We start from the raw sequence: 15860 nt of genomic DNA on the forward strand, positions 1-15860 counted from the left end.
CCCGAACGTCGTGGCGTTCGGGGCTTTTTTATCAACCACCGGTTATCAGGTGGTTGTTCTGCAACAGATCATTTAGCGTGAGCTGCACATTCTCCAGAGTGACAAGGTCGGTTGATTTAAACGCGCTGCCGGCGCCGTCGCGATCGACGGATATCACCGTATTGGCGCCGCTGGTATGAACCTGAACAAAGTTACCCAGCGTCGCCGCCTGGTGATCCCATCCCGTCAGCAGTTCGTGGATATCGATCTTGTCGCCCTGCGCGGTAGAGAAGTTTTGCCAGCGATCGGCGCCGTTGCCGCCGGTCGCGTCCGCGCCGTTTAACAGGTGGTAAATCAGCGTATCGCCATAGGCGGAGCCGATGAGAACATCGTTTTGGTTGGTACTGACGATTTGCGGCGCCATATCAATGGTCAATGTGGCGCTATCCGTATGACCCATCTTGTCATCCAGTTGATAGGTAAAGACCTCTTTACTGGTGATGGACGACATCGCGACGCCATTATTCAGGGTGTAGGTGTAAGCGCCATCGAGGTTAATTTGCAATGTGCCGTAATGTCCCTGAATCGTGGCGCTGGTGGTATTCGCCGCGGCGTCCAGCGTGGCGGCGCTGCCGTTATACCCGCTAATGCTCAGGCGGGTATTCACCGTATTAAGCTGATCCATCGCCCCCGCCGCGTCGCTGCCGTCAAAAATATTGCCGAGAACGGTATGCGTTCCGGACGTTTCAAAATTATCCAGATCGACAGTGGTGCCGATGACGCGTGGCGTGATCGTCGCCGCCCCGGCCAGGGTATTGGTGCCGGTAAAGTTAAGCGTGTACGTTCCGGCATCCAGCTCCAGGCCGCTCAGGTTGACGGTCACCGTCGCGCTGCCCAGCGTGATATTCGCCACCGGAACGGTTCCGTTGCGTATGACGGTCCCGTTCTCCTGAATGGCCCAGCTAATATTCAGATTGCCCAACGTAATGAGCGTGGAGACATCAAAGACCAGTGACGCGCCTTTAAGTACGGTGCCCGTTGCAACGTCAAAGGTGCCGCTCCCGCTGCCCGATTTGCCGAGTAGCCCCCAACTGGCGCTGCCGACGCTGGAGTCCAGCCAGGCAGCGGTATCCTGAAGCGTGGCGACGCTAAGGGTATCGCTGACATCATTAATCGCATCCAGCGCCCTGGCGGTTGGCGTGATATTGAGCGAGGCCGTATCGGTATCGCCGTTTGGCGCTTTGACCGTATAGATAAAGCTGTCCGGCGTTTTAATGCTGTCGGCGCCGACGCCGTTCTTCAGCGTGTAGGTATAGTTGCCTCTTGCGTCAATGATGAGCGAGCCATACAGCCCGTTTACCTCCGTCGTGCCGGTCGTCGCAATCGCCACGCCGTTTACTTCAGTGAGGAGGGCGTCCGTAGGGGCGACATCATTGGTCAGTACGTTGCCGGTGGTGTTGGCGGTGATACTGTCAACGGCATAGGTGTGGTCCTGGGAAATCGCCAGCGTATAGCCAGTGAGGACGCTAATGCCGCTGGCGGTATTCAGCACGAACAGGTATTCGCCGCCAGGCAACGTCAGGGTCAGCGGCTGAGACTGTCCGGCTAACAGCAGGGTGTTAATCCAGCCCTTTTGCACCCGGAACTGCTCATATTGCTGAATGGCATCGTTGAAGCGATAAACGTACAGATCGAACGTGGAAACCAGTGAGACGCCGCCGACGGTTCCCTGTAACGTCATGGTTCGCGTAGCGCCTTCTTCAACGTTAAAGATGATCGGATTAGTCATATCATCAAGCAGATTCGCGTTCAGTACATTACCAAGTCCGACGCTTAATACCGTGACGCCGCTTTGTGTCGAGGGACCGTTGTTGACGTAGCTAACGTGAGTATCAAAGACCAGCGAGGCGTTATTGTCTGTCGCTATCACGCTGCCCGGTACCGGCGCGGGACCCAGATTGATAACCAGTTGCGCGGCGCTGCTACCGACGCCATTCTGGGTGATGGTGTAGGTGAAGCTCTCTTTATGTCCGTATCCTGCCGTGGGCTTAGTCAGCGTGTAGGTGTAACTGCCATCCTGATTAATGTGCAGCGTGCCGTATTGCCCCAGGATATCCACGCCGCCCGCGCCGACCGGCGTACTGACGCCGTTGGCGTTGGTGATGGCGGTGACCGTGGTGCCCGTCGGCGCGGTATCATCAGCCATGACGTTGCCGGTACTGATGGTTGGCCCGCTAATAATACCTGCGCTGGTCTGGTGTACATCGACATCCAGGCTGGTATATGACCCGGTAGCGAGCAGACTGGTGTTATAAGTGAGTACCCGGTACTGGCCTTCGCCCAGGCCGCTCAGGTTCAGGGTAACGCCGCTCCCGGTCAGGGTAAGCAAATTCGCGAAGTCGCCAACGGCGGTGTTGACGATCGTCGTCCAGGCGCCGAGGCTGGTGTCGTAGCGCTGTACCACAATCTCCTGAGTACTGAGCAGCGAAAGCACGATTCCCGTTGCGGCGGCATCGATGGTGACGTCGCCCGTACCACCTTCAGCAATGGTGAACTCAACCTGAGCGGTATCGTTACCCAAAACCGAGGCGACATTGCCAAGCGCGCCAACCAGCAGCAGGCCGTAATCCGAATAGCTTTGCGTGCTGGTGACGGCGGTCGAGGTCAGATCAAGACTGGTGATGTTATCCCTTGCCGCCAGCGGCAGAACCGGCGCGGTAATGCCTAACGCGCCGGAGGCATTACCCGCAGCGTCAGTGGCCGTCACGTTAATGAGCTGACCTTCAATTTGTTTGGTCGGCAAGGTGAGAGACCATGCGCCGTTGCTGCCGGCGGTGGTGGTGAGCGTCACGCCGCCCGCCAGCGTGACGGTTACGGTGCTGTTTGCCTCTGCCAGCCCGGAAAGTGAACCGCCGTCGGCGCTGAGCGTACCTGACGGCGTACCGGGCGCCAGCGTATCGACAATCACCGTCGCGGCGCTGGAGACGCTGCCTGTTCCGTTGGCGTTAGTCGCGGTGGCGGTGAAGGCGTGGCTGCCTTCGGTCAAATTACCTGTCGGGGTAAAGCCCCAGTTTCCGCTGGCGTTCGCCGTGGTGGTGCCGAGCAGCGCCCCGTTGTTATAAATGCTCACCGTGGCGCCCGCCTGAGCGGTACCATTCAATGTAGGTTGTGCGTCATTAGTGACCTGGCCGTTGGCGATAGCGCCGGTATAAATACCCACATCATCCACTACGTTGGTGATGATCGGTGCCTCCGGCACGCGCGTATCGGGCGCGGTAAATCCGGCGGCAATGCCAGTGTTGCCTGCTTTATCCTGGGCAAATGCCAGTAGCGGCTGACCATTGGTCTGCGCGGGCGTGAGTGTGGCGGTGAAGCTGCCTGTACCGTCGGCGGTGGCGGTTCCCAGTACCACACCAATATCAGAGGTAATCGTCACTGTACTGCCTGCTTCCGCGGTGCCCGTCACGCGATTACCGGTAGCATTGATGACCAGGTTGCCGGGCGCGCCGGGCGCAATGGTATCCACGATAATCGTTATCGATGGCGAAGCGGCGCTAACGTTGCCAGCCGCATCGGCGGCGCTAACGCTATAGGCGTGACTTCCCTGGCCGAGCGCGGCGGTTGGCGTCCAGCTCCAGTTGCCGCTGGCATTGGCGTTCACGGTCGCGACCAGCGCGCCATTATCGAAGATGCTTACCGCGCTGTTGGCTTCCGCGGTACCGTTGAGCGTCGGCTGTGTGTCGTTGGTCGATTGTCCATTGCCAATGGCGCCGGTACTGTTCGGGACATCATCAACGATGCTGGTTATAAGTGGAACCGTTGGCGCAAGGGTATCGACCACGATAGTAAAACCGCTGGTGGCCGGGCTAACGTTGCCTGCCGGGTCGGTGGCGGTCACTGTTAATGTGCGCGTGCCGTCGTTTAACCCTGTCGTCGGCGTGAAGCTCCACGCGCCGCCCGCGTTAGCCGAGGTGACGCCAAGCAGAGTGTTGCCATCATAGATACTGATCACGCTGCCCGCTTCGGCAGTGCCGTTCAGCGTGGGGCGGTTATCATTGGTTATCTGACCATTAGCGAGATTTCCTGTGACCCCGCCCGCGACGTCATCCACTACGGACGTCAGGATCGGCGTTTGCGGCGCGGTGGTATCGACCGTCAGGGTGAAAGCCGTACTGTTCGGGCTGCTGTTTCCTGCGGCATCGGTGGCGACGGCGGTGATGACGTGCGTTCCGCTTGCCAGCGTTGAGGTGGAGACGCTCCACGCGCCGTCAGGCTGAGCCGCTGTCGTGCCAATGACCGTGCCATTTTCATAGAGCGTGATCGTGGCGCCGGCTTCTGCGGTGCCGCTGAAGGTTGGCGTAGGATCGTTGGTATTTTGGCCGTTCGCGATCGTGCCGAGGCCTGGCGCCTGATCGTCACTGACTGATGTGATTACCGGCGTCAGCGGCGGCGTGGTATCGACAACGAAATTAACGCTGTCTGAAACGGGACTGGCGTTGCCTGCGGCATCAACGGCAATGACGGTAATTACATGGTTGCCCGTCGCCAGAGAGGCATCGGGCGTGTAGCGCCAGCTACTGCTATTGTCGGCGGGAATTTCAGCCATCAGCGTGCCGTTATCGTAGAGACGAATAGCTGTGTTGGCTTCACGGGTGCCGCTAATGACAGGGCGCGCCTCGTCTGTGATCTGTCCTGAACTCAGATTGCCGGTAATGGGGCCCGTACCGTCGTAGACCGTATCAATAACAGGCGCGGCGGGAGCCGTGGTATCAATAGTAAACGAGCGTATTTCGGACGCGGCGCTGGTATTGCCTGCCGCATCGGTTGCTGTCGCCGTCAGGTTCCAGACGCCCGCGCCCAGCGAGGTAGACGGCGTAAAGCTCCAGCTACCGTTGGCCTGAACTTGCGCCGTGCCGACCAGCGCGCTGCCATTATAAATCGAGATGGTTGTACCCGCCTCACCGGTACCCGAGAGTGTTGGTCGGGTTTCGTTCGTCGAGCCGCCGTTGGGGACGATGCCCGTTACCGGCGCCGTATTATCTGCCACGCTGGCGATAACCGGCACGGCGGGCGGTGTGGCGTCAATCGTCAGCACAAATCCGCTGGACACCGCGCTGCTATTACCCGCCGGATCGGTGGCGCTAAGGGTGAACGTGTGGCTACCGTTTGTAAGGGGCGTCTGCGGCGTGAAACTCCACGTGCCGTCGCTATTCACCGTCGTGGTACCGATGGACGCGGGATTACCGTCAAGATAGACATTAATCGTCGCGCCTGCCTCTCCGCGCCCGTTCAGGGTGGGCGTCGCATCGTTCGTTAGCTGCCCGCTAACCAGGTTGCCGGTAATACCGGGCTGGTCATCCACAACGGAGGTGAGAACCGGGATCGCCGGAGGCGTAATATCGACCACGATCGTCCACGGCGCGGAGACCGCGCTGGTATTGCCCGCCGGATCGGTAGCGCTAACCGTCAGATTATGGCTTCCCTCTGACAAATTGCGGGGCACCGGGAAGGTCCAGCTACCGTTTTCGCCTACCTGAGCCGTGCCAAGCGGCGTACCGTTATCAAAAATGGTGATTGTTACGCCAGGTTCGCCAGTTCCGTTCAGTATTGGCTGCCGATCGTCGGTGGATTGCCCCGGTAACACCGGAACGGTCGGTTGATTGTTATCGTCAATCACGGACGTGATAACCGGCACATCTGGCGCCTGCGCGTCAATGTTCAGCGTAAAGCCGTCCGAAGGCTGGCCGCTATTGCCGGCGGGATCGGTCGCTACGGCGGTAAAGATGTGCGCGTTGCTCTCCAGCGGCGCGTTCGGGGTGAAGCGCCAGTTGCCGCTTTGATCTACCGTGGCGGAACCGATTTCTACGCCGTTATCCAGAATGCGGATGGTGGCGCCTGCTTCTCCCGTTCCGTTGAGCGTCGGGCGTGAATCATTGGTGAGCGCGCCGTTATCCAGCGTACCGGTCATGCCGGGGACATCATCCGTTGCGCTGGTAATAACCGGTTGCGCCGGCGCGCTAAGATCGACAGTGATCCCGACCGGTGCGGACAGGCCGCCCGGGCCATTCGCATTGGTTGCCTGGACGGTGAAGTAATGTGTACTTTCGCTTAATGGCGTCGCGATCTCAAAGATCCAGTTCCCGCTGGCGTCAACGGTGGCAAAGCCTGCCGAATCGCCATCAATGAAAACTTCAACGGTAGAGCCGATATCCGTGGTGCCGCGCAGCGTCGGCGTGGTGTCGTCCGTGGCGCCGCCCGCCGCAATATTCCCCTGTACTCTCCCGACATCATCTTCAATCGCCGTGATGGCCGGGACGGCGGGCAGACCGCTGTCGGAAGCGGGAAAATTCGTAGCTGGGCCGTTATTCCCCGCGCGATCGATAGCAATTGCCGTCAGCGTACCGCCATCGGTTTGCGCCGGACTGAGCGTAACGACGAATTCACCGGTGCCATTAGCGACAGCGCTGCCGACCAGGGTGCCATCGGCATGATGAATTTCAACGGTAGCGTAAGGGTCGGCAAGTCCGGCCACGCGCGTGCCATCGTCATCCACCGTCTGGACTGTTGGCGCGGGCGGGGCGGTGATATCCACGGTAATGGTGATCGGTTGGGTTTGCGCCGTGGTATTTCCAGCATCGTCAGTCGCGCTGAAGGTTAGCGCATGGCTGGCTTCTGACAATTCGGGCGTATTGAATGTCCAGACGCCGTCGGTGACGACCGCTGTACCGATTGCCACGCCATTGTCGTAAATCGTGACGGTGCTGCCGTTTTCGCCGCTGCCGTTGATAGTCAGCGTCCGATCGTTAGTAAAGGCGCCATCGGTTAATGGCCCGGTCACTGGTGCAATATCGTCAAGGATCTCATTGACGACGGGCGGCTGCAACGGAACGGTGTCGACGGTGAAGGTAAAGCTGTTCGATACGCCGCTGCTGTTTCCGGCGGCATCGGCGGCAATGGCGGTCAGGGTGTAGACGCCATCCGGCAACGCGCTGGTCACCGCTAGCGTCCAGGTGCCGGTCTCATCGACGGTGACTACGCCTAAAACGCTGCTGCCGTTATAGAGCGTAATAATGCTGCCGATGTCGCCAGTGCCGTGAATGACCGGTGTATTGTCGTCAGTGGTTGCGCCGCTGACAATAGTATCCTGGACTTCGCCGACGTTATCTTCGGCAAAAGTGATAACTGGATTGGCGGGCGCAGTGGTGTCTAGCGTAAAAGTGACTGAGGCGGAAGGTGGACTGATATTGCCCGCTATATCGGTTTCCGTGACGGTAATGGTATAGGTTTCTGGCGTCAGTGCCGCAGGCGTAAAGTTCCAGCTACCGTTATCGCCTACCGTTGTGCGACCAATTTCACTGCCATTATTGTAGAGAATTATCGTGCTGCCGATCTCTCCCGTGCCGCTGAAGGTCGGCGTGGTATCGTTCGTTGCGCCATTATTGCCGATGTTGCCGATAACCGGTGCGACGTTATCGCTGATTAGCGGCGCGTCAGGCTGCGCTGGAGGCTGGGTATCAAGGGTAACGGAGAAAACGCTGGAGGTGGGGCTACTATTGCCTGCGGCATCCGTGGCGGTGGCCGTCAGGATGTTTAACCCTTCGCTCAGATTACGGGTTAACGGATAGGTCCAGCTACCCTGTGGATTGACCTGGACGGTAGCCAGTTCTACGCCGTTATTGTACAGGGTGATGATGGCGCCGGGTTCGCCGGTGCCGCTGAGGGTCGGCATACGCTGATTGGTAATACTGCCGTTTGCCAGTAGCACCTCGCCTTCTCCGCCGGTGATGGCGGCTGACACGATCTGCGGCGCATCCGGCGCCTGGGTATCGATGCGTAGGGTAAAGCTGAGGGATTCGGGACTTTCGTTCCCCGCCGGATCGTTGGCGCGAGCGGTCAGAAGGTGGTCGCCGTCGCCCAGCGCGGCAGGCGGCGTAAACTGCCAGCGCCCGTCCGTGCCGACCAGCGCCTGACCTATGGCATTGCCGTTATCGTAAAGGATGATTATGTCGCCTGCGGTGCCGCTACCGCTCAACCGGGGCTGGGATTCCTGGGTAATCTGATTGGTATCAATCGTATTTCCGTCGCCGTCAGCTACGCCGATAACGCCGGGGGCGGCAGGGGCCTGGGTATCAATGGTAATCGTAAAATCGGTCGAAAAAGGCGTGGTGTTGCCGTTACTGTCGCTGGCCGTCACGGTAAAGGTGTAGGTGTCGTCCGCCAGTGGCGAGGCCGTGGTGTAGGCGTAGCTCCAGACGCCGGAATTACCGACGATAATATCTGCTATCCGGGCGCCATTCTGATACAGGTGTACTGTGGAACCCGGTTCACCTGTACCGTTAATCGTTGGCGTGCTGTCGTTAGTGAGCCCCAGATGCGCGACGCTACCGAGAATACCTGGCGCATCATCTGTAATGAAGGTGATTACCGGTTGCTGCGGCGATTGCGTATCGACCACCAGGTCGAATGACGCGGCCGGACTTGCATTGCCTTTAGCGTCGGTTGCGATTACGGTCAGTCGATGCGCGCCTTCACCTAAATTTTGCGACGGCGTAAACGTCCAGCCGCCGTTGGGCTGTAGCGTGGCGAGTCCCAGCGAAACGCCGTTATCAAAAATTTCGACACGCGCGCCAGCCTCCGCCGTACCGCTAAGGGTGGGGCGGTTGTCATTGGTGGTTTGTCCGTTAACCAGCGGCCCGGTGAAGCTTTCAACATCGTCCAGCACCTGAGTGATAATGGGCTTATCCGGGGCGGTGATATCGGGCGCTTGCGCTGTAGTTGGCGGGCTGACGTTGTTGGCGCTGTCGGTGGCGGTGACGGTAACCTGTTCGCCGTTGGTCTGTGCGGGGAGGAGGGGAAGGGTAAAATGACCTTCGCCATCTGCTTTGCCGCTGCCAAGCGGCGTGCCGTCCGGCGTGGCGATCGTGATGGCGCTACCCGGTTCGGCGGTGCCGCTGATACTGGCGCCATCCTCACTAATTACCACGTTTTTCGGCATTTCCGGCGCGGTACTGTCCGGCGCGATAACCGTTGCGGCGGCGCTTTCGTTTTTCGCAACATCGGTGGCGGTAGCGATAAGCGCCTGGCCGTTAGTCTGCGCCGTATTCAGCGGAACGATAAATTGTCCGTTGCCGTTAGCGACGGCGCTGCCAAGTACGGTGTTGCTACTGTCACGGATAGTGACCGTTGCCCCGGCTTCCGCCTGACCGCTTACGGACAGACCGTCGGTCGCCACGATAAGACCGTCCGGTGCCGCAGGCGCAGTTTTATCCGGCGCGTTCAGCGTTTCTACCGGACCGCTATTCGCGGCTTTATCGGTAACGCTAATGCTTAATGTTTCGCCGTTAATTTTCGCCGGGCTAATACCTATTGAGAAGGTGCCGTCGTCGCCTGCCGTTCCACTACCGAGCGTATTTCCCAGGCTGTCTTTGATAACCACAGTACTGCCAGCTTCCGTAGTGCCGGTAAGTCTGTCGCCGACGTCGCTAACCGCCAGGCCTTCCAGCACCGGCGGCTGCGTGTCGATATCAATGGTAAAGGAGACGGACTGCCCGCTGGTGCCGCGATCGTTGGTCGCGGTAGCGGTAAAGACATGGTCGCCATCGGCAAGTGCCAGCGAGGGGGTAAAGCTCCATTTGCCGTCAGCGTCAGCGACAATGGGCGGAAAGGTCGGTACAGGAAAGCCATTATCGTTAATCGATATCGTACTGCCTGGTTCAGCAGTACCGCTGAGGGTTGGGCGGTTATCATCTGTGGCATCGCCATTTTTCAGTAGCCCGGTAACGGCGCCAGCGTCATCCGTCACGGTAAGGATAGTCGGCTGGGCAGGATACTGTGAGTCAGAAGCGGTAAACTCCGTGGCGGGGCCGATGTTACCGACGGCGTCCTGAATACGCGCTTCCAGACGCTCGCCGTGGGTCTGAGCCGGATTCAGCGTGATGCTGAAGTGGTTATTTTCTCCGGTAATCGTGGAGCCCAGGTAATTTCCCGCCGGGTCATAGATAGACACGGTACTGCCAGCTTCAGCGGTGCCGCTAACGGTTGTGCCGTCTTTCGCGACATTATCAATGGTAGCGGCGTCAGGCGGTGTGGTGTCCACAATGATAGTAGGCGTTGTCGTCACGCGACTCGTGTTTCCGGCTTTGTCGCTTTGTTCGACGGTAAAGGTATGTTCGCCATCGCTTAACGGCGTAGTCGGCGTAAAGGTCCAGCGTCCATTTTCGTCTACGGTAGCGCTGCCGATAACGGTTGAACCCTCTTTAATCGTGATGGTATTGCCTGCCTCTCCCTGCCCGGAAAATAGCGGTTTTGCCTCGTCAGTCCGGTCATTATTCTGTAACGGCCCGGTGAGCAAACCGGTGTTATCGGCAATCAGTTCAACGCGTGGGGCATCGGGGCTGAGTGTGTCGATAGTCAGTGTAAAGCTGGCTGATTCGCTACTTTCGCCTTTAACGTTAGTCGCAATGGCGGTGAAATGATTTTCCCCATCCGCTAGCGCGCTGGTAATGGCAAAACGCCAGCTTCCGCTGCTATCAACCGTTGTGGAGCCTATTTCCTGACCATTGGCGTAAATATGGATGACTGTGCCTGCGCTGCCGGTTCCCTCCAGAGTGGGGGTATTGTCGTTCGTAAACTGGTTATTGCTCAGCGTGCCGGTGAGGGGAGCGGCATCATCGATAGCGGCGGTGATAGCTGGTGTATCGGGGAGAGGAATGTTGGGCGCATCAATGGTTGCGGATGGGCCGGTATTGCCGGCATCGTCAGTCGCGGTTACGGTAAGTTGTTCGCCGCTAAGCTGTGGCGCTGTCAAATCAATACTAAATTTACCGTCGCTATCCGCTTTGCCCTCGCCAACGACGTTACCTGAAGGATCTTTGATGGTAATGGTACTGCCCGCTTCGGCCTCGCCGCTCACCGTTTTTCCGTCCGCTGAAATCAACAACTTGCCGGGAGCGAGAGGCGGGGTAGTATCTACAGGATTACTGCTACCTGGAGTATTGCCGTTAGGGTTACTGCCGCCGGGATTGCTGTTATCAGGGGGATTACCGTCAGGATTGGTGTTATCGGGGGGCGGATTATCGCCATCCGAATGATGGTGGGAATCGCCGCCGCCGGAAGACGCGATAGCGGCAATGCCGCCAGCCGCCACCGCGCCAGCCAGTACCCACGGCCAAACGGCGCCGCCTGCTTCATGGGAAGCGCCAGAAGTGACCAGCAGCTCATTAATATCAGCGATTTGTTCAAAATGTAGCCCGGTTTGCGGATTTTCTACCCACCATAACGTGCCATCGTTTTCCGCCAGTACCAGCTGGCTTGCGCCCAGATCGTTGGTAACGTAAAAGTTTTTAATCGTGATCGTTTCGCCGGAATGGAGCGTCACCACCAGATCCTGATTAATGCGCGTAAGTTGACTAATTTCCTCCCGGGCCACTGATAATTTAACAATTGACGGGGCGTTAAGAGTGACCGCTGAGGATTCCACAGTGGTGGAGACGCCAGTCAATTTCGAAACCACGGCGAGTAGACGCATAAATTAGCTCCTGATGGATTTGCTCTGTGTATTAATTAACGGGCACGACGTTCAGGGCAAAATGCGTAGACGAGCCTTCCCGTTCATCATGAGAGATGAATTTCCGTAGCCATATTCTTTTTTATGAGCGTAGGTGAAGGTCTGGTTTTCTCGCCGAATAACCCTTTATTTTTTGTGCCTGACTAGTGCTTTCGTATTAGATGATATAGTCAGAAAAAAATCTTTCTGCAAATTAAGATCTATTGATAAAGGTGTTAGTGCGTCTGAAATATAACGGAGTTTGTGTTAAGGAGAGGTGGGGTGGGCTAACAACGTATGATGATTTTTTATTTATCTTTATGTTTTATAATGAATTTTAATTTCTTCTTCTTTTTCTTTTTTAACATAAAAACAATACCTTTTATGAAGGTATTCAGCAATATTAAATTTTATAAAAATCATTTGAAGTATTGTGTTATTAGGCTATAAAAATTTTTTAAACGAAGAATATATTCTTGTTATGGTATTTATTGCTATTGATAAGCGTCAGACACAGAGAATATATTTTCGAGGCATGAATGAGATATGAATATTGACCAGCTTCATACTGAGAAGCTGGTCACAAAAAATGTCTATTATCGGCCTGCATTTTTCATAATGCGTGCTTTATCCAGTTGCCACTCACGTTCTTTAAGATCGGAACGTTTATCATGTTGTTTTTTACCTTTCGCCACGCCGATCTTCACTTTGCACCAGGCATTTTTCCAGTACAGAGAAAGCGCGACGACAGTATAACCTTCACGATTAATACGGCCATACAGCGAATCAAGCTCACGCTGATTTAACAACAATTTGCGGGTTCGGGTTGGGTCGCATACGACATGTGTCGAGGCGACCGCCATCGGCGTAAAGTTTGCGCCAAACAGCCAGGCCTCGCCATCTTTGAGGATAACGTAACTGTCGCCGATATTGGCTTTTCCTGCGCGCAGAGATTTTACTTCCCAGCCTTGCAGGGCGAGACCAGCCTCGAACTCTTCTTCGATAAAGTATTCGTGCCGGGCGCGCTTATTCAGCGCGATGGTGGCTGAGCCCGGTTTATGTGCTTTTTTCTTCGTCATAAGTGTCGTGAATTCATAGGTAATCTGATATCGAAAACACCCCATTACGTCCTGATGAGGTGCAAAAATCTATCTTAGCATGAGTTGGGCTATGCACGCACAATTAAGGCATGACGGTTGGGGACAGCATTTTTTTTACTCGCTGATAAGTGGTATTATTTACACGATTTATGTTGATGGGAATTGCTATGCCTCAGATTAGTCGGACTGCTTTAGTCCCCTACAGTGCGGAACAGATGTATCAGTTAGTGAATGACGTGCAATCGTATCCCCAGTTTTTGCCTGGGTGTGTTGGTAGTCGCGTCCTGGAGTCATCGCCAGCACAGATGACGGCGGCTGTTGACGTGTCGAAGGCGGGTATCAGCAAGACGTTTACGACGCGTAATCAGCTAACGCGTAACCAGAGCATTCTGATGCATCTGGTGGATGGCCCCTTTAAAAAGCTGATCGGCGGCTGGAAATTTACCCCGCTCAGCCCCGAGGCGTGCCGCATTGAGTTTCAGCTTGATTTTGAGTTTACCAATAAACTCATTGAGCTGGCGTTTGGTCGTATATTCAAAGAGTTAGCGTCCAACATGGTGCAGGCGTTTACGGTTCGCGCCAAAGAGGTTTACCGTGCCGGATAAACTTGTGGTTGAAGTGGCTTATGCGCTGCCGGAAAAGCAGTATTCGCAGCGCGTAACGCTGGAGGAGGGCGCGACGGTCGAAGAGGCGATTCGCGCTTCCGGCTTGCTGGAATTGCGCACGGATATCGATCTGGCGAAAAATAAAGTAGGTATCTACAGTCGTCCGGTAAAACTCACCGATACGGTGCAGGATGGCGATCGGGTTGAAATTTACCGTCCCTTAATCGCCGATCCAAAAGCATTACGCCGCCAGCGTGCCGAAAAATCGGCTGGCAGATAATTAGCCTCTTTTGCCGGATAACGGTGTGAAAGCCGTACCACACCTGAAGCACAGGCGTGCCTGTAAGCCAGATAAACGTAGCGCCATCAGGCAAATTCGTACCAAATGGCGGGGGAGAGGTTTGCAGGCCTGATGAACGTAACCTCATCAGGCGGTATCACAAAATTACTTCGTCAACGCCGGTTTGTTATCAATATTGGTTAACACGCCGCTGCTGTTAAAGGTGAGCGTCAGAGTCTGCTGCGTCACGTTCTCATGTCCTGGCTGCTGGCGGAAGACATAAAACCAAGTGTTCGTACCAAAAGGATCGGTCATCATCGGCGTGCCTAAAGCATACGCAACCTGTTGTTGCGTCATACCAACACGCACTTTGGCGACATCCGTAGGTGTAAGATAGTTCCCCTGATTGATGTCAGGTCGGTAAACCACTCGCTCCAGAGTGGAACAGCCTGCGGTCAACATCAGGAGTACTGCTGCGGCAGCAGTCAGCGTTTTACAGCGCATAGTGATTGGGTTCCTTTTCGGGCCTGAGCAGTACGTGGCTCATATTAATATGCCGATGATAATAGACCTTTCATCACTTTAAAACCTTTTGCTGTCGGGTCTTACGGCGTTTTTGTTGTGAACTCAGACCTTCGGGAGATAAAAAAGTTTACGCCGCCAGCAGTTCTTTTGCGTTTGCCAGCGTATTACGCGTAACTTCACTTCCTCCCAACAGGCGGGCCAGTTCCTGTAAACGCGCACGTTTATCCAAAGGTTGCATATGGGTTTCGGTCATTGCCCCGTCTGTTTCTTTACTGACAAAGAAGTGCTGGTGACCGCACCCGGCTACCTGTGGCAGGTGAGTGACGCACATCACCTGAGTGGATTCGCCAAGCTGGCGCAGGAGTTTACCGACCACGGCGGCGGTTGGGCCGCTGATGCCAACATCGACCTCGTCAAAAATCAGTGCCGGCGTTTCCATTTTGCGCGCGGTAATCACCTGAATAGCCAGCGCAATGCGCGACAGTTCACCGCCAGACGCGACTTTAGCGATAGGCTGCAGCGGCTGACCCGGGTTTGTCGTCACTTTAAACTCCACGCGATCGGCGCCGTCGTTGCTCAGATGATGCTCATCAAATTTCACGTCGATAGTAAACAGACCGTGCGGCATCGAAAGTAAATGCATACTTTCAGTGATCAACTGCCCCAGCTCCTGGGCGTAAAACTGACGCTGTTGATGCAGCGCTTGCGCCGTTTCCAGCGCTTGTTGGTGATGCTTATTAACCGCCAGCGTCAGCGTTTCCAGCGAATCGGCCTGATCGTCGAGCTGCTGCTGTTCTTCGAGCAGTGACTGATAAAGCTGCGGCAGCGCTTCCGGGCTGACATGATGTTTTCGCGCCAGCGAAATTTGTTTAGCGATGCGCTGTTCAAGCTCAAACAGACGATTGGGGTCTAAATCCAGACGCTCGCAATAGTGGCGTAATTCATCGCTGGCTTCAGTGAGTTGGATAGTGGCTTCTTCCAGCATATCCAGGATGCCGGAAAGCTTGCTATCCATACCCACCAGCTCGCTAACCAGTTGTTTTGCGCTATATAACTGGCTTTGCAGGTTAACGTCTTCGCCGTCCGCGAGTAGCGCCAGAGCGTTCTGGCTGGTCGTAAGCAACTGCCCGCTGTTGGCCAGCCGTTTGTACTCTTCGTCAATTTGCTCGAATTCACCGGCCTGCGGATTAAAGTCGTTCAACTCTTTTAACTGATATTGCAGCAGTTCCGCGCGCGCGGCGCGTTCCTGGCTTTGTTGCTGGTGATGGGCGAGATCGCGGCAGCTTTGATGCCATAATTGGTAGCGGGCAGCCATCTGCTGCGCTAAAGCGGCTTCGTTGGCATAGCTATCCAGCAGCGATTTTTGCTGTTCGGGTTTGGTAAGCTGCTGGTGCGCATGTTGACCATGAATTTGAATCAGCAACTGACCGAGCTCGCGCAATTGAGACAGGGGCACAGCGGTGCCGTTAATAAAGCCCCGTGAGCGGCCATCGCTGCTGATAACGCGGCGAAGTAAGCATTCGCGACCTTCTTCAAGCTGGTTTTCTTCCAGCCAGCGCAATGCCGCAGGCGTGTCTTTCAGCGCAAAGCGGGCACACAAATCGGCGCGGGTCGCTCCGGTACGGACCATATCGGCCTCAGCGCGACCGCCCAGACACAGACCCAGGGCATCAATCGCAATAGATTTACCCGCGCCGGTTTCACCAGTAATGACGGTCATTCCGCTCTGAAAATCGATCTCAAGCTCACGAACGATAGCAAAATTGCTGATGGTCAGTTGCGCCAACATAGCTGTTTTCCTGTATGAAAAACCATGACTGTAATTA

The 15860-nt window shown here is 56.0% G+C and carries 6 protein-coding genes; 2 read left to right on the forward strand and 4 right to left on the reverse strand.

The features are described 5' to 3' along the window. Positions 1 to 31: 31 nt before the first annotated feature. Both bapA and smpB read right to left on the reverse strand, forming a co-directional pair. Complete coding sequence (bapA, locus tag NBA72_RS05400; protein ID WP_042948923.1) at positions 32 to 11506, reverse strand: biofilm-associated protein BapA; 11475 nt, start codon at positions 11504 to 11506, stop codon at positions 32 to 34. A 614-nt stretch (positions 11507 to 12120) separates the two neighbouring features. Then, a complete protein-coding gene (gene smpB, locus NBA72_RS05405; RefSeq protein WP_001518569.1) occupies positions 12121 to 12603 on the reverse strand; it encodes an SsrA-binding protein SmpB in 483 nt (160 codons plus the stop codon). A gap of 188 nt (positions 12604 to 12791) precedes the next feature. Between smpB and NBA72_RS05410 the strand changes: the two genes are divergently transcribed. Both NBA72_RS05410 and NBA72_RS05415 read left to right on the forward strand, forming a co-directional pair. After that, positions 12792 to 13229 (forward strand): type II toxin-antitoxin system RatA family toxin, encoded by a 438-nt coding sequence (locus tag NBA72_RS05410; protein WP_001537508.1) that lies wholly within the window; start codon positions 12792 to 12794, stop codon positions 13227 to 13229. Continuing rightward, a complete protein-coding gene (locus tag NBA72_RS05415; protein WP_042948924.1) occupies positions 13219 to 13509 on the forward strand; it encodes an RnfH family protein in 291 nt (96 codons plus the stop codon). The genes NBA72_RS05410 and NBA72_RS05415 overlap by 11 nt, the downstream gene beginning before the upstream one ends. Positions 13510 to 13674: 165 nt before the next feature. Here NBA72_RS05415 and bamE read toward each other — a convergent pair whose 3' ends face one another. Then, a complete protein-coding gene (gene bamE, locus NBA72_RS05420; protein WP_001203445.1) occupies positions 13675 to 14013 on the reverse strand; it encodes an outer membrane protein assembly factor BamE in 339 nt (112 codons plus the stop codon). 148 nt (positions 14014 to 14161) lie between these two features. After that, positions 14162 to 15823, reverse strand: a complete 1662-nt coding sequence (gene recN / locus NBA72_RS05425; RefSeq protein ID WP_000880965.1) for a DNA repair protein RecN — start codon at positions 15821 to 15823, stop codon at positions 14162 to 14164. Between the last annotated feature and the right edge of the window lie 37 nt (positions 15824 to 15860).

The organism is Salmonella sp. NW1250 (assembly GCF_051812965.1).
In the GTDB taxonomy this organism is placed as follows: Bacteria; Pseudomonadota; Gammaproteobacteria; order Enterobacterales; family Enterobacteriaceae; genus Salmonella; species Salmonella enterica.

Excerpts from the sequence above, each read along its gene's own strand:
- bamE (WP_001203445.1), bottom strand. The coding sequence starts at position 14,013 with ATGCGCTGTAAAACGCTGACTGCTGCCGCAGCAGTACTCCTGATGTTG.
- smpB (WP_001518569.1), bottom strand. The coding sequence starts at position 12,603 with ATGACGAAGAAAAAAGCACATAAACCGGGCTCAGCCACCATCGCGCTG.
- bapA (WP_042948923.1), bottom strand. The coding sequence starts at position 11,506 with ATGCGTCTACTCGCCGTGGTTTCGAAATTGACTGGCGTCTCCACCACT.
- NBA72_RS05410 (WP_001537508.1), top strand. The coding sequence starts at position 12,792 with ATGCCTCAGATTAGTCGGACTGCTTTAGTCCCCTACAGTGCGGAACAG.
- recN (WP_000880965.1), bottom strand. The coding sequence starts at position 15,823 with ATGTTGGCGCAACTGACCATCAGCAATTTTGCTATCGTTCGTGAGCTT.